The following is a 26,045-nucleotide window of genomic DNA, read 5'->3' as shown; positions in this document are numbered from 1 at the left end:
GCTGCGAAAACCTCAGTAAGGTTGCAATGCGTGAAAGCCCTCCGCCGCTTTACCGTCCGAGCCCACCTCCCCGAACGTCTCGCCGCGCTGGACCAGCTGTCGACCAATCTGCGCTGGTCCTGGGAAAAGCCGACGCAGGACCTGTTCGCCACCATCGACCCCGAGCTGTGGAACAAGTGCGGCAAGGACCCTGTGGCCGTGCTCGGCGCGGTCAAGCCGGCGCGGCTCGACGAACTGACGACGGACGAGGATTTCCTGCGCCGCCTCGACGAACTCGCCGCCGACTTGAACGATTATCTGACCCGCCCGCTGTGGTATCAGCAGCAGCAGTCGGCCGGGGCCGAACTGCCCACCGGGATCGCCTACTTCTCGATGGAGTTCGGTGTCGCCGAGGTGCTGCCCAACTACTCCGGTGGCCTCGGCATCCTCGCCGGAGATCACCTCAAGTCGGCGTCCGACCTGGGGCTGCCGCTGATCGCGGTGGGCCTGTACTACCGCTCGGGATATTTCCGGCAGTCCCTGACCGCCGACGGCTGGCAACAGGAGACCTATCCCTCGTTGGACCCGCAGGGCCTGCCGCTGCGGCTGCTCACCGACGCCGAGGGCAACCCGGCGCTGGTGGAGTTGGCGTTGCCGGATTCGATGCAGCTGCGAGCCCGGATCTGGGTTGCGCAGGTCGGCCGGATCCCGTTGCTGCTGCTGGATTCCGACGTCCCGGAGAACGAGCACGAGCTGCGCACCGTCACCGACCGGCTCTACGGCGGGGACCAGGAACATCGGATGGTGCAGGAACTACTGGCCGGCATCGGTGGGGTCCGGGCGATCCGCGCCTTCACCGCGATCGAGGGGCGCCCCGGTCCCGAGGTGTTCCATATGAATGAGGGCCACGCCGGATTCCTCGGCGTCGAGCGTGTCCGCGAACTGATGGACGGCGGCCTGGACTTCGACACGGCACTGACCGTGGTGCGGTCGGCCACCGTGTTCACCACTCACACCCCGGTACCGGCGGGCATCGACCGGTTCCCGGTGGAGCTGGTGCAGCGCTACTTCGACGACGCCGGTGACCGGGTGTCCACACTGCTGCCGGGCGTGCCGACGGCCCGAGTGCTGGCGCTGGGTGCCGAGGACGACCCGGCCAAGTTCAACATGGCGCACATGGGTCTGCGGCTGGCACAGCGGGCCAACGGCGTCTCGTTGCTGCACGGCCGGGTGAGCCGGGTCATGTTCAACGAGTTGTGGCCCGGTTTTGACCCCGCGGAAGTCCCGATCGGATCGATCACCAACGGCGTGCACGCGCGTACCTGGGCTGCACCGCAGTGGCTGCAACTGGGACGTGAGCTGGCCGGGTCGGACTCGTTCGGCGAGCCCGCCGTGTGGCTGCGGCTGCAGCAGGTCGATCCCGGTCACCTGTGGTGGATCCGGTCGCAGTTGCGTGCGCTGCTGGTCGAGGACGTCCGGGTGCGGCTGCGCCAGTCCTGGTTGGAGCGTGGTGCGTCGGAAGCTGAACTAACTTGGATATCAACAGCATTCGATCCCAACGTGCTCACGATGGGGTTCGCCCGACGGGTCCCGACGTACAAACGTCTGACCCTGATGCTGCGCGATCCGGATCGGCTGGAACGACTGCTGCTCGACGAGCACCGGCCGGTGCAGCTGATCGTCGCCGGTAAGTCGCACCCCGCCGACGACGGCGGCAAGGCGCTGATCCAGCAGGTGGTGCGCTTCGCGGATCGCCCCGAAGTTCGGCATCGGATAGCGTTTTTGCCCAACTACGACATGTCGATGGCGCGGTTGCTCTATTGGGGTTGCGACGTCTGGCTGAACAATCCGTTGCGGCCGTTGGAGGCGTGCGGCACGTCCGGGATGAAAAGCGCGTTGAACGGCGGGCTGAATCTGTCCATCCGCGACGGCTGGTGGGACGAGTGGTACGACGGCGAAAACGGTTGGGAGATCCCGTCGGCCGACGGGGTCCTCGACGAGGACCGGCGCGACGACCTGGAGGCCACCGCACTCTACAAGCTGCTGGAAGAGGCGGTGGCGCCGAAGTTCTACGAGCGCGACGAGCACGGGACGCCGCCGCGCTGGATCGAGATGGTGCGGCACACCCTGCAGACGCTGGGGCCCAAGGTGCTGGCGTCGCGGATGGTGACAGACTATGTCGAGCAGTACTACACGCCGGCGGCGAAGTCGCTGCGGCAAACCGTCGCCGCTCCCGACGGTGGCGCTCGGTTCGACCCGGCGCGCGAATTGGCCGCGTACCGCCGCCGCGCCGAGGAGGCCTGGCCACAGATCAACATCACCGACGTCGACAGCACCGGGCTGCCGGACACCCCGTTGCTCGGGTCGAAGCTGACCCTGACCGCGACGATCTACCTGGCCGGGCTGTCGCCCGACGAAGTGACGGTGCAGGCGGTCTTGGGCCGCGTGGACGCCGCCGACGAGCTGCAGGATCCGTTCACCGTCGAGATGACGTACGCCGGCAGCGCCGAAGGTGGCTATCAGGTGTTCTCGACGACGACGCCACTGCCGTTGGCGGGCTCCCTCGGATACACGGTGCGGGTGCTGCCGCGCCATCCGATGCTGGCCGAGAGCAGCGAACTCGGGTTGGTCACCCTGGCTTAGTGCCGTCCGCTTGCGCCAATCGTTCCAGGGCGGCCCGAACCTGTGCGGGGTTGGTCGTTCGCCAAAACGGCGGGAGCGAGGCGCATAGGTATTCGCCGTAACGGGCGGTGGCCATCCGCGAGTCCAGCACTGCGACCACCCCCCGGTCGGTGACCCGGCGCAGCAGCCGGCCAGATCCTTGCGCCAGTAGCAACGCGGCATGGCTGGCGGCGACGGCCATGAACCCGTTGCCACCGCGGGCGGCCACCGCGCGCTGCCGAGCACTGAGCAACGGGTCGTCCGGCCGCGGGAACGGGATGCGGTCGATGAGCACCAGTGACAGCGACGGCCCCGGTACGTCGACGCCCTGCCACAGCGACAGCGTGCCGAACAGCGACGTCTCGGGGTCGGCGCTGAATTGCTCGACCAACGCGGAGGTGCTGTCGTCGCCCTGACACAGCACCGGTGTGGAGAGCCGGTCCCGCATTACCTCGGCGGTGGCCCTCGCCGCACGCATCGACGAAAACAGGCCCAACGTCCGACCGCCGGCCGCGGTGATCAGATCGGCGATCTCGGTCAGCTGCTCGGCCGACCCGACGCCGTCGCGCCCGGGCGGTGGCAGATGTGCCGCGATGTAAAGGATTGCGGATTTGGCGTGCTCGAACGGCGACCCCACATCGAGCCCGCGCCAGCCGGTGTCCGGGCTCTTGAGTCCCCAGGACTCTGCCATCGCGTCAAACGCCCCTCCCACGGTCAGCGTCGCCGATGTCAACACGGTCGTCGAGCGGGCGAACACGTGCGTGGCCAGGAGTCCGGCCACCGACAGGGGAGCCACCCGCAGCACCGCGCGCCGGGTACCGCGATTGTCCTCGTGGTCCAGCCAGACGATGTCGCTGCGATCGGGGATAGCCGGTCCGAAGGAATCGAGGATCCTCGCGGCCGTGTCGGCGATCTCGCTCAGCGCCGCCGCCGCCTCGGCACGAGCGGCTGCGGCGCGCGCGTCGCTGGTGCCCTCGATCGCCGAGCGGGCCGCGTTGGCTGCGTCGCGTAGCGCGGCGAGGTAGGTCGCGAGCTCGTCGTCGAGGTAGTCGATGCGGCCTTCCTGGCCGTCGTGGATTGCCGAGGAGAAGGTCGCCGAGGTCGCCTCCAGGCGCTGGACAAGTTCGGGCTTCACCAGTCGGGTGATGCGCCGTACGGCCACTCCTAACGAGGCCGACGTCAACTCCGCGGTAGCCACCGAGATCACTCGGTCGGCCAACTCGTGGGCTTCGTCGACGACCAGCAGTTCGTGTTCGGGCAGCACCGCCGAATCCGACACCGCGTCGATAGCCAGCAGCGCGTGATTGGTGACGACGATATCGGCGCCGCCGGCGCGGGCTCGGGCCTTTTCCGAGAAGCATTCGCTACCGTGTGGGCAGCGGGCTACGCCGACGCATTCCCGCGCCGAAACGCTGACCTGCGCCCAGGACCGTTCCGGCACACCGGGTTTGAGGTCGTCGCGGTCGCCGGTGTCGGTGCTCGACGCCCACTCGGTGAGGCGTTGCACATCGCGGCCTAGCGCGCTCACCGCCATCGGGTTGAACAGTTCCTCCTGCGGCGGTTCGTCCGGGTCGTCGCTGGTGGTTCCGTGAATCTTGTTGAGACACAGATAGTTTCGTCGCCCTTTGAGTAACGCGAAGGTGGGTCGGCGGGGCAGGGAGTCGGCCAGCGACTCGGCCAGGCGGGGCAGATCGCGGTCGACGAGCTGACGCTGTAAGGCGATTGTTGCCGTCGACACCACCACGGGCGCATCGTCGTTCACCGCGCGCACGATCGAGGGAACCAGGTACGCCAACGACTTTCCGGTGCCGGTGCCGGCCTGCACCACCAAGTGCTCACCGGATTCGAAGGCGCGGGAGACCGCGGCGGCCATCTCCAACTGGCCGCGGCGTTCGCTACCACCAAGCGCAGCGACCGCCGTCGCCAGCAGTTCCCCTACGGATTCGGCTTCGGACACCAGCTGCTCCGCCGGTCAGGCCGGAATGGTCTGGGTCGGGATCGCGGGTTCGCCCGGTGACAGGCTCAACCCCTCCCACGGCAGGCTGCGCAGCCCCGCGGTCACCAGTTCCCGTGCCGCGGCCAGGTCGGTGTCGCAGACGACGCGGCCGGCGCGCACCAGCGGTGTGGTCAACACTCGGTGTGTCTCGGTGACGGCAGGCGGGCGGGCGGCCGGGTACACGATCTCCTCGGTGATGGTGCCGGTAGCCCGGGCCTGCCGCAGGGCCGCTTTGCGGCCACCGGGGGATTGTTTCTGGCTGCTGCGCTTCTGCACCGGGATGCCGTCCACCTCGACGAGTTTGTAGACCATGCTCGCCGTCGGTGCGCCCGAACCGGTGACCAGGGAAGTGCCGACTCCGTAGCGATCCACCGGAGCCGCGGCCAGACCGGCGATGGAGAACTCGTCGAGGTCACCGGTCAGCACAATGCGGGTCTGCCGCGCGCCGAGCTCGTCGAGCTGCGCGCGCACCTGGTGAGCCAGCGCCTCAAGGTCGCCAGAGTCGATGCGGACCGCGCCAAGATGTGGGCCGGCGGCGGTAACGGCGTTTGCCACCCCAGTCGTGACGTCGTAGGTGTCGACCAGCAGTGTGGTTTGCCGACCCAGGGCCGCGACTTGCGCCCGGAAGGCGGCGAGCTCGTCGGGACCGTTCTCCCGGGTGTGCACCATGGTGAAGGCGTGCGCGGCGGTGCCCGCGATGGGCACGCCGTACGCCTGTTGGGCCGCCAGGTTCGACGTGCCGGCGAAGCCGGCGATGTAGGCGGCCCGCGCAGCGGCGATCGCGGCTTGTTCGTGGGTGCGGCGGGTACCCATCTCGATGATCGGCCTGCCGCGAGCAGCGCTGACCATGCGCGCGGCTGCCGACGCGATCGCGGCGTCGTGATTGAAGATCGACAGCACCAGCGTTTCCAGTAGCACGCACTCCGCGAAGCTGCCGTGCACCGACAGGACCGGGGAGTTGGGGAAATACAATTCGCCCTCGGCGTAGCCGTCGACGTCGCCGCTGAACCGGAAGTTCCGCAAGTAGTCCACCGTGCTGGCATCGAGGAATTCGCCGGCCAGATCACACGCAGCGTCGTCGAACCTGAACTGCGGCAACAGCTCTAGCAACCGGCCGGTTCCGGCGACCACCCCGTACCGACGGCCCGCGGGAAGCCGGCGCGCGAACACTTCCCAGCTGGTTTGGCGGTGCGCGGTGCCGTCGCGCAGGGCCGCCGCGAGCATGGTCAACTCGTATTTGTCGGTCAGCAACCCAGCTGATGCACGGTAAGTCACGGCGCATTCACGCTGCCAACGGTATCGGCTGACTGCGACGGCCCACTCTCGGTATCCTTGGCCCATGGTGGTAGCGAAAGCGCCGGCCAAGCCGGGCAGCACGGGGCAGCGTGAATCCGCTCCGGTCGACGCTACGACGAGCCCGTGGGTCACCATCGTCTGGGACGACCCGGTCAACCTGATGACCTACGTGACGTACGTGTTCCAGAAGTTGTTCGGTTACAGCGAGCCGCAGGCCACCAAGCTAATGCTGCAAGTGCACAACGAAGGCAAGGCTGTGGTGTCGTCGGGCAGTCGGGAGTCGATGGAAGTGGATGTGTCCAAGCTGCATGCCGCCGGGTTGTGGGCGACGATGCAGCAGGACAAGTGAGATCCGCAGGTAGCCGGTAGTCATAGTGCGCAAATGGAAGCGCGTCGAGACGCGCGACGGCCCCCGTTTTCGGTCGTCGCTGGCGCCGCACGAAGCGGCCCTGCTCAAGAACCTGGTGGGCGCGATGATCGGCCTGCTCGACGAGCGGCAATCAACATCGCCGTCGGACGAACTCGAAGAGATCACCGGCATCAAGACCGGGCACTCGCAGCGTCCCGCCGACCCGACACTAGGTCGGCTGCTGCCCGACTTCTACCGCCGTAACGAGGCGGATCCGCTGACCCTGGATGCCTCCGAAACGCTCAACTCGGCGCTGCGCAGTTTGCACGAGCCCGACATCATCAATGCCAAACGTGCTGCGGCGCAACAGTTGTTGGATACGGTGCCGGACAACGGCGGGCGGTTCGAGCTGACCGAGGAAGCCGCCAACGCCTGGATCACGGCGGTCAACGACCTGCGGCTGACGTTGGGCGTCATGCTCGAAGTCGGGCCGCAGGGCCCCGAACGTCTGCCGGCCGATCACCCGCTGGCCGCCCACTTCGACGTTTACCAGTGGCTCACGGTGTTGCAGGAGTATCTGGTGCTGGTCCTGATGGGTAACCGGTAACTCCGGTGGCGACCCGATGAACTCCCTCACCGACATCGGCGGCATCCGCGTCGGCCACCACCACCGGTTAGACCCTGATGCATCCCTCGGTGGCGGGTGGGCCTGCGGTACCACTGTGGTGTTGACACCACCCGGGACCGTCGGCGCGGTCGACTGCCGTGGCGGCGCACCGGGCACCCGGGAGACCGACCTGCTCGATCCGATCAACAGCGTGCGCTTTGTGGATGCAGTGGTCCTCTCCGGCGGCAGCGCGTACGGATTGGCTGCCGCCGACGGTGTGATGCGCTGGCTAGAGGAGCAGCAGCGCGGTGTGGCGATGGGTGGCGGTGTAGTTCCGATAGTGCCGGCCGCGGTGGTTTTCGATCTGCCAGTCGGGGCCTGGGATTGCCGGCCGACCGCCGAATTTGGTTATTTCGCATGCCAAGCCGCGGATGCCGCCGGCGACGGGGCGGCGGTCACGCTGGGAACGGTCGGGGCCGGCGTTGGCGCGCGCGTCGGAGTGCTCAAGGGCGGCGTGGGCACGTCATCGGTCACGCTCCCTTCCGGGGTGACGGTGGGCGCACTGGCCATCGTTAACGCCGCCGGTGAAGCCGTCGATCCGGCTACTGGTCTGCCGTGGATGGCCGAACTGATTGGCGAGTTCGCGCTGACGACACCGCCGCACGAGCAGGTCGAGGCTTTGGCGCAACTGCCCTCCCCACTTAGCCAGCTGAACACCACGATCGCCGTGGTCGCCACGGACGCCGCGCTGAGCCCGGCGGCCTGCCGGCGGGTGGCCGTTGCCGCGCACGACGGCCTGGCCCGTACGCTGCGCCCGGCGCACACCCCGCTGGACGGCGACACGGTTTTCGCATTGGCGACGGGCGCGATCGAGGTGCCCCCGTCACCCAACACCCCGGCGGCACTCTCTCCGGAGACTGCAGTCATCACCGCGGTGGGCGCCGCCGCGGCCGACTGCCTGGCCCGGGCGGTGCTGTCCGGGCTGATCGCCGCCGAGTCGGTGGCTGGGATACCGGCCTACCGCGATGTCGTGCCGGCCGCCCTCGCGAAGCGGAGCGGCTAGCCTGCTGGGGATCCGCGCGGACCTTGTCGAGGCTTTGGTCACGCATCCCCGCCGCGCTGACCCCGGCACAGCCCGGTAGGCGGGCACTGGTGCAATGCGCCGCCGATCAGGGGTGCGCCGGTAGCCTGGTCGAAGCGGGGAACACGCTGGAAGGGCAGCTATGGGCAGAAGCGGGTCGCACCCGCCGGCGACGCAGGATAAGAAGCCGGCCTGGGTGACCGGGGCGACGACGATCATCACGTTCGTCGCGCTCCTTTACGTTGTCGAGCTGATCGACCAGCTCACTGGCGGCCGGCTGGACCGCAACGGCATCAGGCCCCAGACCACCGACGGGTTGTGGGGGATCCTGTTCGCGCCTCTGCTACATGCGAACTGGGGGCATCTGATCGCCAACACGGTACCGATGTTGGTGCTGGGCTTCTTGGTGACGCTGGCCGGATTGTCGCGCTTCGTCTGGGCCACCGCGATCATCTGGATCCTGGGCGGCTTCGGCACCTGGCTGATCGGCAACATCGGCAGCAGTTGCGGCCCAACCGATCACATCGGCGCCTCCGGGTTGATCTTCGGCTGGCTGGCCTTCCTGCTGGTGTTCGGGATCTTTGTGCGCAGGTTGTGGAACATCGTCATCGGGCTGGCTGTGCTGTTCGTGTACGGCGGGGTGCTGCTGGGTGCGCTACCGGTGCTCGGGGTGTGCGGCGGCGTGTCCTGGCAGGGGCACCTGTGCGGCGCCGTGGCCGGTGTGGTGGCCGCGTATCTGCTGTCGTCGCCGGAACGCAAGGCCAGAGAACGGAAGCGGGCCATCCGTGCGCCCCGCTGAGCAATGAGTTCGCCGCTGGCACCCGTCGGGATATTCGATTCCGGCGTAGGGGGATTAACGGTTGCGCGGGCGATCATCGACCAGTTGCCGGACGAAGAAATCATCTATGTTGGCGACACCGGTAACGGGCCGTACGGTCCGCTGACCATCCCGCAGATCCGTGCCCACGCGCTGGCCATCGGCGACGACTTGGTCAACCGCGGCGTCAAGGTGCTGGTGATCGCATGCAACTCGGCGTCCGCGGCTTGCCTTCGCGATGCGCGGGAACGCTACGACGTGCCCGTCGTAGAAGTGATTCTGCCGGCGGTGCGCCGCGCCGTGGCCGCCACCCGCAACGGCCGCATCGGGGTGATCGGCACCCGGGCCACGATCACCTCGCACGCCTACCAGGACGCGTTTGCCGCCGCCCGCGACACCGAGATCACCGCGGTGGCCTGTCCGCGCTTCGTCGACTTCGTCGAGCGGGGGATCACCAGCGGCCGCCAGGTGCTCGGCCTGGCCGAGGGGTACTTGGAGCCGCTGCAGCGCGCCGGGGTCGACACGCTGGTGCTCGGCTGCACGCACTACCCGCTGCTGTCCGGGTTGATCCAACTGGTGATGGGCGAGGACGTCACGCTGGTTTCCAGCGCCGAGGAGACCGCTAAGCAGGTGCTGCGCGTTCTCACCGAGCGCGACCTGCTGCGACCACATCCGGTCGAGTCCGACGGCGCGGTGCCGTCGCGGCTGTTCGAGGCCACCGGTGACCCCGAGGCGTTCCTGCGGCTGGCGGCCCGGTTCCTGGGGCCCGCTGTCACCGGTGTCGAGCCCGTTCGTCATACACACGTACATTAGGAATGCCGATGATTGCGACCCTTGAATGCGGCGATAAATGCGGCGATGTTTTCCCCATCGTGGTATCCGGCATGGCACAGTGGTGTCCGTGCGACTAACCGTGCTCGGATGCTCCGGCAGCGTCGTGGGTCCGGATTCACCCGCGTCCGGTTACCTGCTCCGGGCACCGGACACTCCGCCCCTGGTCATCGACTTCGGCGGAGGTGTGCTCGGCGCACTGCAGCGCCACGCCGACCCAGGCTCCGTGCACGTGCTGCTGTCGCATCTGCACGCCGATCATTGCTTGGATCTGCCGGGACTGTTCGTGTGGCGCCGGTACCATCCGACGTCACGCCCGAGTGGCAAGGCGCTGCTATATGGCCCCAGCGACACGTGGTCGCGGATGGGGGCGGCGTCGTCACCCTACGGTGGCGAAATCGACGACTGCTCAGACATTTTCGACGTTCGCCACTGGGTGGACGGCGAAGCGGTGACGATCGGCGCGCTTACCATCGTCCCTCGAGTGGTCGCGCATCCCACCGAGTCATTCGGTTTGCGATTCACCGACCCCACGGGGGCATCGCTGGTGTACAGCGGCGACACCGGCGAGTGCGATCAGCTGGTCGAACTGGCGCAGGGCGCCGACGCGTTCCTGTGCGAGGCATCCTGGACGCACTCCCCGAAACATCCGCCGGCGTTGCATCTTTCCGGCACCGAGGCCGGCCGGGCCGCGGCGCGGGCCGGAGTGCGCGAGTTGATGTTGACCCACATCCCGCCCTGGACCTCGCGGGAGGACGTGATCAGCGAGGCGAAAGCGGAATTCGACGGTCCGGTGCACGCGGTGGTGCCCGGTGAGACCTTCGAGGTCAAGAACTCCTAGCGCGTCGCCGACCGTAACCCGGCTCGCTAAACCCTGGCGAAATCTCGCCGCGCCGGTGCGTGCGCGTCGCGACCGATAGGGTAAGCGTCGTGTCCAAACGAGAAGACGGCCGCCTCGACGACGAGCTTCGTCCAGTGGTCATCACCAGGGGTTTCACCGAGAATCCGGCGGGTTCGGTGCTGATCGAATTCGGTCGCACCAAGGTGTTGTGTACCGCCAGCGTCACCGAAGGCGTGCCCCGCTGGCGCAAAGGATCGGGCCTGGGTTGGTTGACCGCCGAGTACGCGATGCTGCCGTCGGCCACCCACACGCGGTCGGATCGGGAATCGGTGAAGGGCCGGCCCAGCGGCCGTACCCAGGAGATCAGCCGGTTAGTCGGTCGCTCGCTGCGGGCGTGCATCGACCTCGGGGCGCTGGGGGAGAACACCATCGCGGTGGACTGTGATGTGCTGCAGGCCGACGGCGGCACCCGAACCGCCGCCATCACCGGCGCCTACGTGGCGCTGGCTGACGCGGTGACTTACCTGTCCGCATTGGGCAAACTGTCCGATCCCCGGCCGCTGTCCTGCGCCATCGCGGCGATCAGCGTCGGGGTCGTCGACGGCCGAGTCCGGGCGGATCTTCCCTACGAGGAGGACTCGCGCGCCGAGGTCGACATGAACGTCGTCGCGACCGACACCGGGACGCTGGTCGAGGTGCAGGGCACCGGCGAAGGCGCGACCTTTCCGCGATCAACCCTGGACAAGTTGCTCGACATGGCGCTGGCCGGGTGTGACAAATTGTTCGCCGCTCAGCGCGAGGCGTTGGCGTTGCCGTATCCGGGCGAGCTGCCCGAGGGAGCGCCACAACCGAAGGCGTTCGGAAGCTGACTGCACACGCGGGTGATGACCCGCCACGGCTGCTGGTGGCTAGCCGCAATCGCAAGAAACTGGCAGAGCTGCAGCGAGTGCTGGATGGCGCAGGACTATCTGGCGTAACACTGGTGTCGCTAAGCGACGTGGCGCCGTTCGACGAAGCGCCGGAGACCGGTGCGACGTTCGAGGATAACGCGCTGGCCAAAGCGCGCGATGCTTTCGCGGCGACCGGCTTGCCGGCCGTCGCCGATGATTCCGGGCTGGAAGTCGCCGCCCTGAACGCAATGCCGGGCGTGCTGTCGGCGCGATGGTCGGGCCGGCACGGCGACGACGCCGCCAACACCGCGTTGCTGCTGGCGCAACTGCAAGACGTGCCCGATGGGCGACGCGGCGCCGCCTTCGTATCGGCATGCGCGCTGGTCTCCGGAGCGGGCGAGGTGGTGGTGCGCGGGGAGTGGACCGGCACCATCGGCCGTGAGCTGCGCGGTGACGGTGGCTTTGGCTACGACCCGGTGTTTCTCCCCGACGACGCCCCTGGCCGCACCGCGGCCCAACTCAGCCCGGCCGAGAAAGACGCGATATCGCACCGGGGTCGCGCGCTGACGCTGCTGCTGCCGGCGCTGCGGACTCTTTTCACGTCCCCGTAATCGCGGCTCAGACCGCGAACTGCGCCTTGACGGAGCGGGTCTGGCGCTGCTCGACCAGGATGCCCAGCAACGGGATGGTTCCGGCCAGCAGTACACCGACCGTCTTGCCGATCGGCCAGCGGACCTTGATCGCGAGATTGAACGCGGCCAGCATGTAGATGAAGTAGACCCAGCCGTGCACCACCTCGATCCAGCGGATCTCGTGGTGAAAGACCAGGTGCGAGGCGATCTCGCCGCACAGCGCGATGAGCCAGATGCCCGTCACCCACGCCATGACCCGATACGCAATTAGCGCGGTGCGGATTTTCTCGACGGGAAATACCGAGGCGCCGCGTTCGGCCTCAGGTGTCTCGGGAGTGCTCATGCGGTGGTCCTGTTCTGTTTCTTCTTTGAATCGTGCTCGGCGAGTTCGGCTAGGTAGGCGTTGTACTCGCGCAGGGCGGGGTCGTCGATCTGGCCGGCTGCGGGCCTCGGCCGTTCCGGCAGCAGGCCGGACGGTATCTCGGTGACGGTGTCACTGCGCCGCGGCGGTTCTTGTTCGTAGCGGACGAACTTGCGGTACGCGTACACGCAAAAGGCGGCGAACATCGGCCACTGTAGTGCGTAGCCGAGGTTCTGATAGCTACCCGACACAGACTGGAACCGCGTCCACTGCCACCAGCCCAACGCCAGGCAGCCGCACGCCGCGACGATCACCAAGGCGATCGCCGCGGGCCGATGGTGCCTCGTGTTGGCCTGCTTGGACACCCCATGACGGTACCGCGCGGTGACTGCGGCCGGGTTCGGCTGACGCCTCCGGGTCCGCGCGGCCGAGGGGTTCGCAGCGTGGCCGGACGGTACTATCGGCAGCGCGCGGGCGTGATGAAATTGGCATACATGCCGGCTTTAGGTGCCGGTGCTCGAGAGAGCGTGTGGGTTCGAGTCCCACCGCCCGCACTGGCAATCGCGGATGATTGCACCGGACAGCCGTAGTCTGACCGATATGGGCGGTTGGAGCGTCTGGTCGGTCACCTGCTTTTTCTGTGAACGTAATGTGCCGCTGTGGCAGTCGCGGCGCACGGCCCAAGGAAATTTCTACGGCCCCTGTTGCGCCGAGCTGGGTGGGCAGGGACGGAAGCCTCGCCGTCTGTTTGAGCGTTGGCGCTGAATAGCGGCTGCGTAGCCAAACTGTGCACTGATTCTGTTCGACGTCGAAACGCGCCCCCGGAATTCGAAGCCGGCTGTCGCAGCAGTTCGTAGCGCTTTCTTGCGGCACGGCGGTGCCTGATGAGCGGCCCGAGTCCGAGTTTCGGCGAACAAGTGTTTAGCGAAGAAGCAGCTGGGGAAGCCGATGGGGACCGCGCATCCAGCCCTATCGCGCGGCGTCCGCGATCAGGCCCCTCAATCACGGGAAGAAGAACTATGGGTTCCACCCTTCGCAGCTTCACCCGCTGGAGTACGGCTCCGGCCAAAGGCGTTGAGACGGCATCTAAACCCTGGGTCAACATCCCCCGCGGGTTGGCCGCTCGGGCCACCACGCCGCTGCTGCCCGACGACTACCTCAAGCTGCTCAACCCGCTGTGGTCCGCGCGTGAGCTCCGGGGCCGCGTCGTGGACGTCAAATCGGAAACGGCCGATTCGGCAACGGTGACGATCAAGCCTGGCTGGGGTTTCTCCGGTAAATACGACCCAGGCCAATACGTCGGCATCGGGCTGCGGCTGGACGGGCGCTGGCATTGGCGCTCGTATTCGCTGACGTCGATCCCGCGGCGCGACAACAAGAACATCACCATCACGGTCAAGGCCACCCCGGAAGGCTTCTTGTCGACGCACTTGGTGAATGGTGTGAAACCGGGAACCATCGTCCGATTGGCAAGCCCGAAAGGCGATTTTGCGCTTCCTGACCCGCCGCCGGAGAAAATTCTGTTCATCACCGCCGGCAGCGGGATCACCCCGGTGATGGCTATGCTGCGCACCCTGAAGTCCCGCGGGCACCAAGCCGACGTGGTGCACATCCATTCTGCGCCGACTGTCGACGACGTCATCTTCGGTGACGAGCTGCGCGAATTGGAAAAGGAGCAAGCGAGTTATCGGCTGCACCTGCAGCTCACCGAGAGCCAGGGACACCTGGATTTCTCCGATCTCGCCGATATCGCTGACGACTGGCATGATCGGCCGGCTTGGATATGTGGGCCACCCGCGTTGCTAGATGAGGCCGAAAAGCACTGGAAAAAAGCAGATCTCGACGATCAGTTACACATGGAACGGTTCACTATCGCCGCCACCGACAAGGGCGGCGAGGGTGGCACGGTCACCTTCGCCATCTCTGACAAGACATTGAAAATCGACGGAGCAACAACGCTTCTCGAAGCAGGAGAAGAAGCGGGTATCCAGATGCCGTTCGGCTGCCGGATGGGCATCTGTCAATCCTGTGTGCTCCCGCTGGAAGCGGGGCACGTGCGTGATATCAGGTCGGGAAACGAGCATCGCGAGGGCGACCGCATCCAGACCTGCATCTCCACCGCGTCCGGCGACTGCACGCTCAAGATCTAGGAGGAAATTGCATGGCTATCACCGACATCAAGGAATATGCCCACCTCACCACCGAGGACATCGAGCAGCTGGCGCAAGAACTGGATGCAATTCGCGCCGATATCGAGGAATCCCGCGGCGAACGCGACGCGCGCTACATCCGGCGCTCCATTCAGTGGCAGCGTGCGCTGGCCGCGGGCGGCCGAGTTGCCTTGTTCGCCAGTCGAAACCGGCTCGCTTGGCTGGCCGGGACAGGCATGCTCGCGATGGCGAAGATCATCGAGAACATGGAACTGGGTCACAACATCACCCACGGACAATGGGATTGGATGAACGACCCGGAGATTCACTCCACCGAATGGGAGTGGGACACCACTTGCCCGAGTGTGCAGTGGAAGCACTCGCATAATTTCGTGCACCACAAGTACACCAATGTCGTAGACCTGGATGCCGACGTAGGTTATGGCATCATGCGCGTCACCCGCGACGAGCCGTGGGAGCCCTATTACCTGGGCAACCCGATATACAACATATTGCTGGGCACGCTGTTCGAGTGGGGCGTTGCGCTGCACCACATCGAGTCGAAGAAGCTCCGCAAGAAAGAGAAGACCTGGGCGGAGGCGCGCAAGGATCTGCGGATCATCGGCAAGAAGGTGGCCAAGCAGGCCGGTAAGGACTATCTGGTGTTCCCGGCGCTGACCGGACGCAACTGGAAGCACACCCTCAAGGCCAACATGACGGCCAACCTGATCCGCAACTACTGGGCCTATATGGTGATCTTTTGCGGCCACTTCCCGGACGGCGCAGAGAAATTCACTGTCGAGGAGTTCGAGAACGAGACCAAGGGGGAGTGGTACCTGCGCCAGATGCTCGGATCGGCGAACTTCAACGCCGGACCGATCATGGCGTTCGTCAGCGGGAACCTGTGCTACCAGATCGAGCACCACCTCTTCCCGGACCTGCCCAGCAACCGGTACGCAGAAATCGCCGTCCGGGTCCGCGAACTATGCGAGAAGTACGATTTGCCGTACACCACGGGATCGCTTGGGCGACAGTACTTCCAGTCGTTCTGGACGATCCTAAAACTGGCGCTGCCGGACAAGTACCTTAAGGCGTCCTCCGACGACGCGCCCGAGACGCGTTCCGAACGGAAGTTCCAAAATCGCAAGGGAGTCCGGGAAAGTTTTGTCGACCCAGAGACCGGCAAGCGGCGCGGGCTGCGCACCGCGTTGCGGGAGCTGCGCGCCGCGTGATCCGCCGGGCCGGCCGGGATACGATCCAGGAACGCCCCGAGCAGTGAAGGGAGGGTCAACGTGTCAGTCGCACGACGCGAACGTGCCGCTCTGGTTGAGACCATCCGCGGCACCGGTCCAGACGCGCCCACCCTCTGCGAGGGCTGGGACACGCGAGATCTGGCGGCCCATCTGGTGATCCGGGAGTACCGGCCGGACGCCGGGCCGGGCATCCTGATCCCGTATTTCGCCGGCCACACCCAGAAGCTGCAGAACAAGGTCGCCCAGGAAACGGACTGGGGGACGCTGGTGGACAAGGTCGCGTCTGGGCCGCCCGCCTATTCCCCGTTCAAACTGCTTGACGCGGTGGCCAATGTCGCGGAGATGTTCATCCACAACGAAGACGTGCGACGCGCCCAGCCCGGCTGGGAGCCGCGTGAACTCGAACCAAAGCTGGTCGAACGGTTACGGCGAACCGTACCGCTGATGGGCCGGCTGACGCTGGCGAAGGTGCCCGGCCGGGTGGCACTGCGTACCACTGACGGCAAGACGATTTTGATTGCCGGCCACGGCCCGGCGGTCACGGTGACCGGCGATCCCGAGGAATTACTGCTGTTCGCCGTCGGGCGGACCGCGCGAGTCGACCTCGAGGGTGAACCATCCGCCGTGCAAGCCGTGCAGGACGCGCCCAAGGGTCTGTAGTGCGGTAGCGCACCTGAGGTTGACCTACGGTAAGGCAACCCTTAGTTTGTGGGGGTAACTTACTAGCTCCGGGTGGTTCTGCAATGAGTACCGTGGCGTCGCGTATGGGCGGTCGGCCTGCACTGATCGCGCTGGAGGATGTTGTCCGCGTCGGTCGTGAGCTGGGTATGCGCCGGCTGAGCGTCAACGCCGTCGCGGCGCGACTTGGGGTCTCGGCGACCGCGCTGTACCGGCATGTGGAGAGCCGCTGGGAGTTGGAGCGCCTCGTAGGCGAGAGTCTGCTGGCCGAGCTTGAGCTGCGCGACGACCCGGACGACGGCATCGAGCAGCACTTGCTCGCGTTCGGGCTGCAGCTGTGGCACTACAGCGTCGAGCACCCTGGATTGGCGTCATACTTGCAGGTTCTCTTTCCGCGGGGCGATGCCGGGGTGCAGTTGCTGGTCACCGAGGTGGATGCGCTGAGCCGGCGCGGTTACGTCGAAGAAGCGGCGATCGTGTTAAGCAGCGCCGTCGCGACGCTAGCGATCAGCTTGGCCGCTCGGGAAGAAAGCAATACCAGCAGTACCGGCGGGGACCAGGCCGACCGGTTCGCGATGGAACGCGAGGCCGTGGCGCAACGGCTGGCTGGGCACCCGCGGCTGGGCACCGCACACGGGGTGTTGCCGGAGTTGGCGAGTGCGGAGTATGTGCGGCTGCTGTTGGCCGCGTCGATTCGGGGACTGGTAGGGGAGATACCGCCCGACCGTCCGATCATGGAAGTCGTGGCGGCTCGCGCCGTCACGGGAGAGGACCGTTGATGGCACGCGGTTTTTCGGGCGTGGTGATGCGCAGTTACGGGGCGCGTGACCACATGGCGACAGTGCTCGAAACCTTTATGGTCGCACCGCATCTGGTGCGGATTCGGATGGAGTCGACGACGCTGTTCGACGAAATCGAGCCCGAGCCAGCGGCGTGGCTGCGGTTCTGGTTCCCAGATCCCAAGGGGTCCAAGACCGAATTCCAGCGCGGCTACACGCTTTCGGAAGCGGACCCGGCCAGCGGCCGGTTCGCCGTCGACGTCGTCCTGCACGAGCCGGCCGGCCCTGCCTCGACCTGGGCCCGTAACGTCGCGCCGGGCGCGAGTATCGCCGTCATGGTGCTAATGGGCTCCTCACGCTTCGACCCTCCCGAGGAACAACCGGCGGGGTACCTGCTTATCGGTGACTCGGCGTCCATTCCCGGGATGAACGGGATCATCGGAACCATTCCGGACGACATCGCGATCGAGATGTATCTCGAGCAGCACGACGACAACGACCCGCTGATTCCGATCACGCCGCATCCGCGGCTGCGGGTCCACTGGGTGCCGCGCCGCGACGAGAAGGCACTAGCCAACGCGATTGAGAACCGGGACTGGTCGAACTGGTACTGCTGGGCGACCCCGGAAGCCAACGCCCTTAAGAACGTTCGCAAACGGCTGCGTGACGAGTTTGGATTCCCCAAGTCCGAGATTCACGCGCAGGCGTATTGGAGCGCCGGGAAGGAGATGGGCACCCGACGCGGTGACGAGCCGGATCAAGCGCTTGAGGCCAAGTCGGCCACTGTGCCGGAAATTGTTGCAGCGCAAGAGGAATCTGCTGAGGTGTCAATCGCACCGGTCACTAGGGGCAGTTGGCGCGCGCAGGCCGCCGGCCAGTTACTCGCGCCGTTGCGTTCGGCGCTGATCGTCTCCGGCGTGCTGCAGGCGATCGTCACGCTGGTGCAACTGGCGCCGTTCGTGCTGCTGGTCGAGCTGGCCCGGTTGCTGATCGCCGGCGCCGACGAATCGCGATTATGGAACCTCGGGCTGTGGGCGGTGTCCCTGCTGGGGTTGGGTGTGTTGCTCGGTTCCGCCCTGACACTGTGGCTGCACGTCGTCGACGCGCGGTTTGCCACCGAGCTCCGATCTCGGCTGCTCGCCAAGTTGTCCCGGCTGCCGCTGGGCTGGTTCACCGCGCGCGGATCGGGGTCGATCAAGCAGCTGGTGACCGACGACACGCTGTCGCTGCACTATCTGGTCACTCACGCCATTCCGGACGCGGTAAACGCCGTGGTGGCCCCGGTGGCCGTATTGGTCTACCTGTTTGCCGTCGACTGGCGGGTGGGGTTGGTGCTGTTCGTACCCGTCCTTGTCTACCTGGTGACAATGTCGGTGATGCTGGTCCAATCCGGGCCACGTATCGCGCAGGCGCAGCGATGGGCCGAGCGGATGAACACCGAAGCCGGCGCCTACTTGGAAGGCCAGCCGGTGATCCGGGTCTTCGGCGGCGCCGCCGCGTCCAGCTTTCGGCGGCTGCTGGACCAGTACGTTGGTTTCCTCGTCGCGTGGCAGCGGCCGTTTACCGGCAAGAAGACGTTGATGGATCTGGCGACCCGGCCGGCCACATTCCTGTGGTTGATCGCGACTACCGGCACGCTGCTGGTGGTTACCCACCAGATGGATCCGGTGGATCTGCTGCCGTTCTTGTTGCTGGGCACCACCTTTGGGGCCCGCTTACTTGGCATCGGCTATGGCCTTGGTGGTATCCGGGGCGGCATGCTGGCCGCCCGGCGCCTGCAGATCGCGCTCGCCGAACCGGAACTCACGGTCCAGCAGCTGCCGGTTTCCGGCACCGTACCGGGTGTGGTGTTCGACGCAGTCAGCTTCGGTTACCGACCGGACGTGCCGGTGATCCGCGACGTGTCGCTGGAGCTGCGGCCCGGCACCGTGACCGCGCTGGTTGGGCCGTCGGGATCCGGAAAGTCCACGCTGGCTGCGCTGCTGGCGAGATTCCACGACATCCAGAGCGGGTCCATACGCATTGGTGGACAAGACATCCGGTCACTGACCGCCGACGAGCTCTACACCCGGGTCGGGTTCGTGCTGCAAGAGACTCAATTGGTGCACGGCACCGTCGCCGAGAACATCGCGCTGGCCGTACCCGACGCCACCCTTGAGCAGATCCAGGCCGCGGCCACGCAGGCCCAGATCCACGACCGCATTCTGCGTCTGCCGCTGGGCTACGACACCGTGCTGGGCGCGGGCGCCGCATTGTCCGGTGGGGAACGGCAACGGTTGACCATCGCTCGGGCGATCCTGGCGGACACCCCCATCCTGATTCTCGACGAAGCCACCGCCTACGCCGACCCAGAATCGGAATACCTTGTGCAGCAGGCACTCAACCGGTTGACCCGAGACCGCACCGTGCTGGTGATTGCTCACCGGCTGCACACCGTAACCGGAGCGGATCAGATTGTCGTGCTAGACGACGGCCGCATCGTCGAACGAGGTACCCACGAGGTACTGTTGGCCGCTGACGGCCGCTACCGCCGGCTCTGGGATACCGGTCGGCCCCGGGCGGCCCTCAGCACCGGGCGGGAGGTTGCCCGATGATCCGTACCTGGCTGCGTCTGGTCCCGGCCGACCGCCGTGGCAAGGTGATCGCCTACGCCACAATGACTTTCGTCTCAGTGGTGATACGAGCGGTGGGCACCGTGTTGCTGGTCCCGCTAGTTGGGGCGTTGTTCGGTGATACACCGCAACACGCGCTGGTGTGGTTGGGCTGGCTGACCGCGGCGACCGTGATCGGTTGGCTGATCGACACAACTACCGCGCGCATCGGATTCGACCTGGGTTTTGCGGTGCTGGATCACACCCAGCACGACGTGGCCGACCGACTGCCCGATGTTCGGTTGGACTGGTTCACCGCCGAAAACACCGCGACCGCACGGCAAGCAATCGCCTCGACGGGCCCCGAACTGGTCGGGCTGGTGGTCAACCTGCTGACGCCACTGATCAGCGCGGTACTGCTGCCCGCCGTGATCGCGCTGGCGTTGTTGCCGATCTCCCTGCAACTCGGCGCGGCGGCGCTGGCCGGGGTGCCGCTGATGTTGGGCGCACTATGGGCCTCGGTGCGGCTGTCACGCAAGGCCGATGCTGCGGCCGGTGCGGCGAACAGCGCACTGACCGAGCGAATCATCGAATTCGCTCGCACCCAGCAGGCGTTGCGCGCCGCGCGGCGCGTCGAGCCGGCGCGCAGCATGGTGGGCGACGCGCTCAGCGCGCAGCACAGCGCGACGATGCGGTTGCTGGGTATGCAGATTCCGGGGCAGTTGTTGTTCAGCATCGCCAGTCAGGTGGCGCTGATTCTGCTCGCCGGTGCCACTACGGCGTTGACTGTGGGCGGGACGCTTAGCGTGCCGGAGGCCATCGCGCTGATCGTGGTGATTGCCCGCTACCTGGAGCCCTTCAATACCGTCAGCGAGTTGGCGCCGGCGTTAGAAAGCACCCGGGCCACACTCGACCACATCCGGTCGGTGCTGACCGCGCCGGCAATTGGAGCCGGTACCGACGTACTGGCATCAGGGGCCGCGCCACGCATCGAGTTCGACGGTGTCACTTTCAGTTACGACGGAGGAAGCCATCCGGCGCTCGACGGCGTCAGCTTCGCGCTGGAGCCCGGAACTGCCACCGCGATCGTCGGGCCCTCGGGATCCGGAAAGAGCACGGTGCTGGCGCTGATCGCCGGGCTGCATCAGCCGGTCCGGGGACGGGTTCTGATAGCCGGCGTCGACACGGTCGCGCTGAACGCCGGCGCCCGCCGCGACGCGAGCAGCGTGGTGTTCCAGCATCCCTACCTGTTCCACGGGACGATCCGCGAGAACGTGCTCGCCGGCGACCCGGGAGCCGACGAAGACCGTTTCACCCGGGCAATCCGGCTGGCGCGAGTCGACGAACTCGCCGGCAGGCTGCCTGACGGAGTCGACACGGTCGTCGGCGAGGCGGGCTCGGCGCTGTCCGGAGGGGAACGTCAACGGGTCAGCATCGCCCGGGCCCTGCTCAAGGGGGCGCCGATCTTGCTGGTTGACGAGGCGACCAGCGCTCTGGACAACGAGAACGAGGTCGCGGTGGTCGATGCGCTGACCGCCGAGCCGCAGTCGCACACCAGGGTGATCGTGGCGCACCGGCTGGCCAGCATCCGACATGCCGACCGGGTGCTGTTCGTCGAGAACGGCCGGGTGGTCGAAGACGGACCGGTCGACGAGCTGCTGGCGGCGGGTGGACGGTTCAGCGAGTTTTGGCGCCAGCAACACGAAGCCGCCGACTGGAGGATCGCCGCAGACCAGGACTGAATATAGGGGCCGTCCAGAAGTACATGCCGTATGCCTTACAGTTCCTAGATTGGTTGTAAACCTGGCTGAGAGGCATTGCGATGAGTGTCAGGTCGATTCCGCGACATCCCACAGATGTGACGGGCGAGTGGCTTTCGGCGGTGCTGAGCCAACGGGGCACCCCCGTCGAGGTCACCGCGGCCGTCGTCGAAGCGATCGGGACCGGGCAGACCGGGGCTACCTACCGCGTGAGTGCCACCTATGGTTCGGATCCCGGTGATCTGCCCTCGACATTCGTGATCAAGCTGCCGGCTCAGGACGACGCGGTGCGTGAGCGGGTTGTGTTCGGCTATCGCAGCGAGTGCGCTTTCTATGCGTCGGTGGCCGACCGGGTTCGGGTGCCGACGCCGGAATGCTTTTGTGTCGAAATCAGCGAGGACGCTGCAGATTTCGCTCTGTTGCTGGCCGACCAGGCACCGGCGGTGCAGGGCGATCAGCTCGCCGGATGCGGCGAACAGGAGGCGCGGTTGGCGGTGACCGCGTTGGCCGGCCTGCACGCGCCGAGTTGGTGCGATCCGATATGGCTGGATTTCCCGGGCATAGCATTCGCTCGGCCCGACGAAGCCGGCGCAGCGGGCATGGGTGAGGTAGCGAAAATGAGCGCCGACATCACGCTGGAAAAGCTCGGCGATCGGATGAGTACCCAGGATCGCGATACCTTCAGTGCGACAATGGGTTTGATTGCGCCGTGGTTGATGACCGAATACGAACGATTCGCACTGCTGCATGGCGACTACCGGCTGGACAATATGCTTTTCGATCCTGAGTGCACGCGGATCAGCATCGTCGACTGGCAGACGCTCGGCGTGGGTCTGCCGACGCGGGACCTGGCCTACTTCACCGCCACCAGTCTGAGTCCGCAGCTGCGGGTGGACTTGGAAGGAGCCCTCGTAGCCGATTACCACCGCACGCTAATGCGTTACGGCGTGACCGATTACGACCAAGAAAGATGTTGGCAAGACTACCGCATTGGGGTGATACAGGCGCCGTTGATCTCCGCGTTCGGTTTCGCCTTTGCCAGCTCCACCGAGCGCGGTGACGACATGGTGCTGACCATGCTTTCCCGGGGATGTCAGGCTATCCGCGACCTGGGCACACTGGAATTGATCAGCTGAGTCAGCAGTCAATTACGGCGAGCCGCCTCGGCATCACCCGCCAGTCTGCGTGGGAGCGCTTTTCCGAGGAAGATTGAATCCGGCAATTGGCACTCCGTCCGGCGCCAGTCACCCGGATCGCGGCGCGCCGATTGGCTATCTTTGCGCCGACTTGACCAGGTTCGAGCCGATGATCAACTGCTGAATCTCGCTGGTTCCCTCGTAGAGTCGAAGCAGCCGGACGTCGCGGTAGATGCGTTCGACAGGAACGCCACGCATGTAGCCGGTGCCGCCATGCACCTGCACCGCCAGGTCGGCCACCCTGCCCGCCATTTCGGTGCAGAACAGTTTGGCCGCCGACGGCGCGATGCGACGATCCTCCTCGGCGACCCACGCTCGTGCGGTGTCACGCACCAGCGCGCGTCCGGCCAGCACCCCGGTCTGCTGCTCGGCGAGCATTGCCTGCACCAGCTGGAAGGTGCCGATTGGCGTGCCGCCCTGCGTCGCCGTCGCGGCGTAGGCCACCGATTCGTCCAGCGCGCGCTGCGCCGCGCCGACGGCGAGCGCGGCAATGTGCACCCGGCCCCGCGCTAACGAGGTCATCGCCGCCCGGTAACCGATGTCTTCGGCGCCGCCGATCAACGCGCTGTCGTCGACGCGAACGTCGGTGAAGGTGACATCGGCCGTCCAGGCGCCTTCCTGGCCCATCTTCGCGTCCTTAACGCCGACCTCGACTCCCGGCGTGTCGGCGGGCACCAGGAAGACGGCGATGCCCGGACCTTCGTTGTCCGCGGGCCGGGTGCGGGCGAAGACGACGAACAGGTTGGCGACGGGGGCGTTGGTGATGAACCGCTTCTGCCCGTCGATCACCCAGACTTGTTCGTCTCGAACCGCTTTCGTCTTCAGTCCGGCCGGATTGGATCCGGCACCCGATTCGGTGAGGGCGAAAGAGGCGACGGTCTCACCCGATGCGATGGACTCCAACCAACGGGACTTCTGCTCGTCGGTACCGAAGCCCACGAGCACCTGCCCGGCAATGCCGTTGTTGGTGCCGAACATCGACCGCAGCGCCAACGAGGTGTAGCCCAACTCCATCGCCAACTCGACATCCTGCATCAGGTTCAAGCCCAGCCCGCCCCATTCCTGCGGAATCGCGTAGCCGAAGAGGCCCATCTTCTTGGCCTGATCGCGCAGTTCGTCGGGCACCCGATCCCCGTCGAGGATCTCCTGCTCGCGCGGCACGACCGTGGTGCGGACGAAGTGGCGCGTCTGCGCCAGGATCTCGCGGAAGTCCTCGTCAGAGACCTCGGCAGCAGACATCGTTCGGTACTCCTTTGACCGTCTTGATAGATGTGCCAATATCATATATGAAATATAATGTCGAAAGTTTAGATGCCCAGGTGTGGGTCAGGAAAGGGATGCGGAATGTCGTTGCTGGAGGGTCAGGCCGCGGTGGTCACGGGCGGCGCGCAGGGGCTTGGTTTCGCCATTGCCGAGCGGTTTATTGCCGAGGGCGCGCGGGTGGTGCTTGGTGACGTCAATCTCGAGGCGACGCAGGCGGCAGCCGAAAAGTTGGGCGGCGATCGGGCGGCCGTCGCGGTCCGCTGCGACGTCACTTCAGCCGATGAGGTGCAAAACCTAATCCAGACCGCGATCGATCGCTTCGGTGCGCTCGACATCATGGTCAACAACGCGGGTATCACCCGTGACGCGACCATGCGCAAGATGACCGAAGAGCAGTTCGACCAGGTGATCAACGTGCACCTGAAGGGCACCTGGAATGGGACACGGTTGGCGGCGGCCGTCATGCGCGAGGCAAAGCGCGGCGTGATCATCAATATGTCCTCGATCTCCGGCAAGGTTGGCATGATCGGCCAGACCAACTACTCGGCGGCAAAGGCAGGCATTGTCGGTATGACCAAGGCCGCTGCCAAAGAGCTTGCCTACCTCGGTGTTCGGGTGAACGCGATCCAGCCCGGCCTGATCCGCTCCGCCATGACCGAAGCCATGCCGCAACGCATCTGGGACTCCAAGGTCGCCGAGGTGCCGATGGGCCGGGCCGGTGAGCCCGGCGAAGTAGCCAGTGTCGCTCTGTTCCTGGCCTCTGACCTGTCGTCCTACATGACCGGAACCGTCATGGAGATCACCGGAGGACGGCACCTGTGACTCGCGAGGCTGTGATCTGCGAACCGGTCCGAACCCCGATCGGCCGATATGGCGGAATGTTCAAGTCGCTCAGCGCTGTTGAACTCGGCGTCGCCGCCCTGAAAGGTCTGCTGGATCGCACCGGAATCGCCCCGGACGCGGTGCAGGACGTCATCCTCGGACACTGCTATCCCAGCGCTGAGGCCCCGGCGATCGGTCGGGTGGTAGCGCTGGACGCCGGGCTGCCGGTCACCGTGCCCGGTATGCAGGTGGACCGTCGCTGCGGTTCGGGATTGCAGGCGGTGATCCAGGCGTGCCTGCAGGTGAGCACCGGCAACGACGAGCTGGTGATCGCCGGTGGCTGCGAGAGTATGAGCAACGTCACCTTCTATTCCACCGACATGCGTTGGGGCGGAGCACGATCTGGGATTCGCGTGCACGACGCTTTGGCCCGTGGCCGCAGCACCGCCGGCGGCCGCAACTACCCGGTGCCAGGTGGCATGCTGGAGACCGCCGAGAATCTGCGTCGTCAGTACGGCATCTCCCGGCAGGAACAGGACGAACTTGCGGTGCGCTCACACCAGCGGGCGGTCGCCGCGCAAAAGGACGGCCTGTTGGCTGACGAGATCATCCCGGTAACGGTCTATACACGCCAAGGCGAGGAGCGGATCGACACCGACGAACACCCCCGCGCCGACACCAGCGTCGAGTCTTTGAATAGGCTCAAACCCGTTCTTGGCAAGGATGATCCGGAAGCGACTGTCACCGCGGGCAATGCCAGCGGTCAGAACGACGCGGCGTCGATGTGCGTGGTGACTACGCCGGAGAAAGCCGCCGAACTCGGCCTGACGCCGTTGGTCCGGCTGGTGTCGTGGGCGCAGGCCGGGGTGGCGCCGAACGTCATGGGCATCGGGCCGGTGCCCGCCAGCCAAGCCGCATTAGCCAAAGCCGGCCTGAAGCTAAGTGACATCGATCTCATCGAGCTCAACGAGGCGTTCGCCGCCCAGGCTCTTGCGGTGATGCGCGAGTGGAACTTCGGTGGTGCCGATCATGACCGGACCAATGTGCTGGGCTCCGGCATCTCGCTGGGCCACCCGGTCGGGGCGACCGGCGGCCGGATGCTGGCCAGTCTGGCGCGTGAACTCGATCGCCGTCAGGAACGCTACGGACTGGAGACGATGTGCATTGGTGGCGGTCAGGGTCTGGCCGCGGTTTTCGAGCGGGTCGGGTGAC

The 26,045-nt window shown here is 66.2% G+C and carries 23 protein-coding genes and 1 tRNA gene; 19 read left to right on the top strand and 5 right to left on the bottom strand.

The annotated features are described in order from the left end of the window. Nucleotides 1-30 precede the first annotated feature (30 nt). A complete protein-coding gene (gene glgP, locus H0P51_RS20295; RefSeq protein ID WP_180914682.1) occupies nt 31-2,622 on the top strand; it encodes an alpha-glucan family phosphorylase in 2,592 nt (863 codons plus the stop codon). Here the strand turns inward: glgP and H0P51_RS20290 are convergent. Both H0P51_RS20290 and H0P51_RS20285 read right to left on the bottom strand, forming a co-directional pair. Beyond that, nucleotides 2,609-4,597, bottom strand: coding sequence for an ATP-dependent DNA helicase (locus H0P51_RS20290; protein WP_180914681.1), 1,989 nt, complete (start codon nt 4,595-4,597; stop codon nt 2,609-2,611). The two genes, glgP and H0P51_RS20290, sit on opposite strands and share 14 nt — an antisense overlap. A gap of 15 nt (nt 4,598-4,612) precedes the next feature. Continuing rightward, nucleotides 4,613-5,860, bottom strand: coding sequence for a nicotinate phosphoribosyltransferase (locus tag H0P51_RS20285; RefSeq protein ID WP_246398881.1), 1,248 nt, complete (start codon nt 5,858-5,860; stop codon nt 4,613-4,615). A 115-nt stretch (nt 5,861-5,975) separates the two neighbouring features. On the opposite strand from H0P51_RS20285, the gene clpS reads away from it, so the two are divergent. The 8 genes from clpS to rdgB all read left to right on the top strand — a co-directional run bounded on the left by clpS (nt 5,976) and on the right by rdgB (nt 11,959). Continuing rightward, nucleotides 5,976-6,281, top strand: a complete 306-nt coding sequence (clpS, locus tag H0P51_RS20280; RefSeq protein WP_180914679.1) for an ATP-dependent Clp protease adapter ClpS — start codon at nt 5,976-5,978, stop codon at nt 6,279-6,281. 25 nt (nt 6,282-6,306) lie between these two features. Beyond that, nucleotides 6,307-6,888, top strand: a complete 582-nt coding sequence (gene aosR / locus H0P51_RS20275) for an oxidative stress transcriptional regulator AosR (protein WP_180914678.1) — start codon at nt 6,307-6,309, stop codon at nt 6,886-6,888. A 16-nt stretch (nt 6,889-6,904) separates the two neighbouring features. Then, a complete protein-coding gene (locus tag H0P51_RS20270) occupies nt 6,905-7,951 on the top strand; it encodes a P1 family peptidase (RefSeq protein WP_180914677.1) in 1,047 nt (348 codons plus the stop codon). 160 nt (nt 7,952-8,111) lie between these two features. After that, entirely contained in the window at nt 8,112-8,768 is a 657-nt protein-coding gene (locus tag H0P51_RS20265; RefSeq protein WP_180914676.1) for a rhomboid family intramembrane serine protease, read from the top strand. A gap of 3 nt (nt 8,769-8,771) precedes the next feature. After that, a complete protein-coding gene (gene murI, locus H0P51_RS20260) occupies nt 8,772-9,599 on the top strand; it encodes a glutamate racemase (RefSeq protein ID WP_180914675.1) in 828 nt (275 codons plus the stop codon). Nucleotides 9,600-9,681: 82 nt separating this feature from the next. After that, entirely contained in the window at nt 9,682-10,458 is a 777-nt protein-coding gene (locus H0P51_RS20255; protein ID WP_180914674.1) for a cyclic nucleotide-degrading phosphodiesterase, read from the top strand. A gap of 89 nt (nt 10,459-10,547) precedes the next feature. Continuing rightward, nucleotides 10,548-11,327: a ribonuclease PH gene (gene rph, locus H0P51_RS20250; RefSeq protein WP_180914673.1), complete on the top strand. Its 780-nt coding sequence runs from the start codon at nt 10,548-10,550 to the stop codon at nt 11,325-11,327. After that, a complete protein-coding gene (gene rdgB, locus H0P51_RS20245) occupies nt 11,324-11,959 on the top strand; it encodes an RdgB/HAM1 family non-canonical purine NTP pyrophosphatase (protein WP_180919114.1) in 636 nt (211 codons plus the stop codon). The genes rph and rdgB overlap by 4 nt, the downstream gene beginning before the upstream one ends. 7 nt (nt 11,960-11,966) lie before the next feature. Here the strand turns inward: rdgB and H0P51_RS20240 are convergent, their stop codons facing one another. Together H0P51_RS20240 and H0P51_RS20235 are read right to left on the bottom strand one after the other, a co-directional pair. Continuing rightward, complete coding sequence (locus H0P51_RS20240; protein WP_180914672.1) at nt 11,967-12,323, bottom strand: DUF3817 domain-containing protein; 357 nt, start codon at nt 12,321-12,323, stop codon at nt 11,967-11,969. Next, nucleotides 12,320-12,706, bottom strand: a complete 387-nt coding sequence (locus H0P51_RS20235; protein WP_180914671.1) for a hypothetical protein — start codon at nt 12,704-12,706, stop codon at nt 12,320-12,322. Before H0P51_RS20235 ends, H0P51_RS20240 begins: the two co-directional genes overlap by 4 nt. Before the next feature lie 105 nt (nt 12,707-12,811). Here H0P51_RS20235 and H0P51_RS20230 point away from each other — a divergent pair. From H0P51_RS20230 to H0P51_RS20195, 8 genes are all read left to right on the top strand, one after another. Beyond that, nucleotides 12,812-12,895: transfer RNA gene (locus tag H0P51_RS20230), tRNA-Leu, on the top strand. Between the two features lie 465 nt (nt 12,896-13,360). Beyond that, entirely contained in the window at nt 13,361-14,491 is a 1,131-nt protein-coding gene (locus H0P51_RS20225; RefSeq protein WP_180914670.1) for a ferredoxin reductase, read from the top strand. An 11-nt stretch (nt 14,492-14,502) separates the two neighbouring features. Beyond that, the gene (locus tag H0P51_RS20220) at nt 14,503-15,723 is read left to right on the top strand and encodes a fatty acid desaturase family protein (protein ID WP_180914669.1); all 1,221 of its coding nucleotides are present in this window, start codon (nt 14,503-14,505) and stop codon (nt 15,721-15,723) included. 60 nt (nt 15,724-15,783) lie between these two features. Next, nucleotides 15,784-16,404 (top strand): TIGR03085 family metal-binding protein, encoded by a 621-nt coding sequence (locus tag H0P51_RS20215; protein WP_180914668.1) that lies wholly within the window; start codon nt 15,784-15,786, stop codon nt 16,402-16,404. Nucleotides 16,405-16,487: 83 nt separating this feature from the next. After that, a complete protein-coding gene (locus H0P51_RS20210; RefSeq protein ID WP_180914667.1) occupies nt 16,488-17,201 on the top strand; it encodes a TetR/AcrR family transcriptional regulator in 714 nt (237 codons plus the stop codon). Beyond that, on the top strand, nt 17,201-19,795 hold the full coding sequence (locus tag H0P51_RS20205) for an ABC transporter ATP-binding protein/permease (RefSeq protein WP_180914666.1): 2,595 nt from the start codon (nt 17,201-17,203) through the stop codon (nt 19,793-19,795). Before H0P51_RS20210 ends, H0P51_RS20205 begins: the two co-directional genes overlap by 1 nt. Further along, nucleotides 19,792-21,534 (top strand): ABC transporter ATP-binding protein, encoded by a 1,743-nt coding sequence (locus H0P51_RS20200; RefSeq protein ID WP_180914665.1) that lies wholly within the window; start codon nt 19,792-19,794, stop codon nt 21,532-21,534. Before H0P51_RS20205 ends, H0P51_RS20200 begins: the two co-directional genes overlap by 4 nt. 80 nt (nt 21,535-21,614) lie before the next feature. Continuing rightward, nucleotides 21,615-22,688, top strand: coding sequence for a phosphotransferase family protein (locus H0P51_RS20195; RefSeq protein ID WP_180914664.1), 1,074 nt, complete (start codon nt 21,615-21,617; stop codon nt 22,686-22,688). Nucleotides 22,689-22,823: 135 nt separating this feature from the next. On the opposite strand, the gene H0P51_RS20190 is transcribed toward H0P51_RS20195, so the two are convergent. Continuing rightward, nucleotides 22,824-23,987, bottom strand: coding sequence for an acyl-CoA dehydrogenase family protein (locus tag H0P51_RS20190; RefSeq protein ID WP_180914663.1), 1,164 nt, complete (start codon nt 23,985-23,987; stop codon nt 22,824-22,826). 72 nt (nt 23,988-24,059) lie between these two features. On the opposite strand from H0P51_RS20190, the gene fabG reads away from it, so the two are divergent. Together fabG and H0P51_RS20180 are read left to right on the top strand one after the other, a co-directional pair. Then, nucleotides 24,060-24,833 (top strand): 3-oxoacyl-ACP reductase FabG, encoded by a 774-nt coding sequence (gene fabG, locus H0P51_RS20185; protein ID WP_425488893.1) that lies wholly within the window; start codon nt 24,060-24,062, stop codon nt 24,831-24,833. A 56-nt stretch (nt 24,834-24,889) separates the two neighbouring features. After that, the gene (locus H0P51_RS20180; RefSeq protein WP_246398880.1) at nt 24,890-26,044 is read left to right on the top strand and encodes an acetyl-CoA C-acetyltransferase; all 1,155 of its coding nucleotides are present in this window, start codon (nt 24,890-24,892) and stop codon (nt 26,042-26,044) included. Nucleotide 26,045 lies beyond the last annotated feature (1 nt).

Source organism: Mycobacterium vicinigordonae (genome assembly GCF_013466425.1).
Taxonomy (GTDB): domain Bacteria; phylum Actinomycetota; class Actinomycetes; order Mycobacteriales; family Mycobacteriaceae; genus Mycobacterium; species Mycobacterium vicinigordonae.
The sequence above is the reverse complement of the archived record's forward strand: the minus strand, read 5'-3'. Positions and strand labels throughout refer to the sequence as shown.

Bases quoted from the DNA above. Each gene is read 5' to 3' on its own strand.
- fabG (WP_425488893.1), top strand. From the start codon at position 24,060: ATGCCCAGGTGTGGGTCAGGAAAGGGATGCGGAATGTCGTTGCTGGAG.
- H0P51_RS20205 (WP_180914666.1), top strand. From the start codon at position 17,201: ATGGCACGCGGTTTTTCGGGCGTGGTGATGCGCAGTTACGGGGCGCGT.
- H0P51_RS20225 (WP_180914670.1), top strand. From the start codon at position 13,361: ATGGGTTCCACCCTTCGCAGCTTCACCCGCTGGAGTACGGCTCCGGCC.
- H0P51_RS20265 (WP_180914676.1), top strand. From the start codon at position 8,112: ATGGGCAGAAGCGGGTCGCACCCGCCGGCGACGCAGGATAAGAAGCCG.
- H0P51_RS20200 (WP_180914665.1), top strand. From the start codon at position 19,792: ATGATCCGTACCTGGCTGCGTCTGGTCCCGGCCGACCGCCGTGGCAAG.
- H0P51_RS20180 (WP_246398880.1), top strand. From the start codon at position 24,890: ATGTTCAAGTCGCTCAGCGCTGTTGAACTCGGCGTCGCCGCCCTGAAA.
- H0P51_RS20270 (WP_180914677.1), top strand. From the start codon at position 6,905: ATGAACTCCCTCACCGACATCGGCGGCATCCGCGTCGGCCACCACCAC.
- H0P51_RS20240 (WP_180914672.1), bottom strand. From the start codon at position 12,323: ATGAGCACTCCCGAGACACCTGAGGCCGAACGCGGCGCCTCGGTATTT.
- murI (WP_180914675.1), top strand. From the start codon at position 8,772: ATGAGTTCGCCGCTGGCACCCGTCGGGATATTCGATTCCGGCGTAGGG.
- H0P51_RS20220 (WP_180914669.1), top strand. From the start codon at position 14,503: ATGGCTATCACCGACATCAAGGAATATGCCCACCTCACCACCGAGGAC.
- H0P51_RS20210 (WP_180914667.1), top strand. From the start codon at position 16,488: ATGAGTACCGTGGCGTCGCGTATGGGCGGTCGGCCTGCACTGATCGCG.
- H0P51_RS20190 (WP_180914663.1), bottom strand. From the start codon at position 23,987: ATGTCTGCTGCCGAGGTCTCTGACGAGGACTTCCGCGAGATCCTGGCG.
- clpS (WP_180914679.1), top strand. From the start codon at position 5,976: ATGGTGGTAGCGAAAGCGCCGGCCAAGCCGGGCAGCACGGGGCAGCGT.
- H0P51_RS20195 (WP_180914664.1), top strand. From the start codon at position 21,615: ATGAGTGTCAGGTCGATTCCGCGACATCCCACAGATGTGACGGGCGAG.
- H0P51_RS20285 (WP_246398881.1), bottom strand. From the start codon at position 5,860: ATGCTCGCGGCGGCCCTGCGCGACGGCACCGCGCACCGCCAAACCAGC.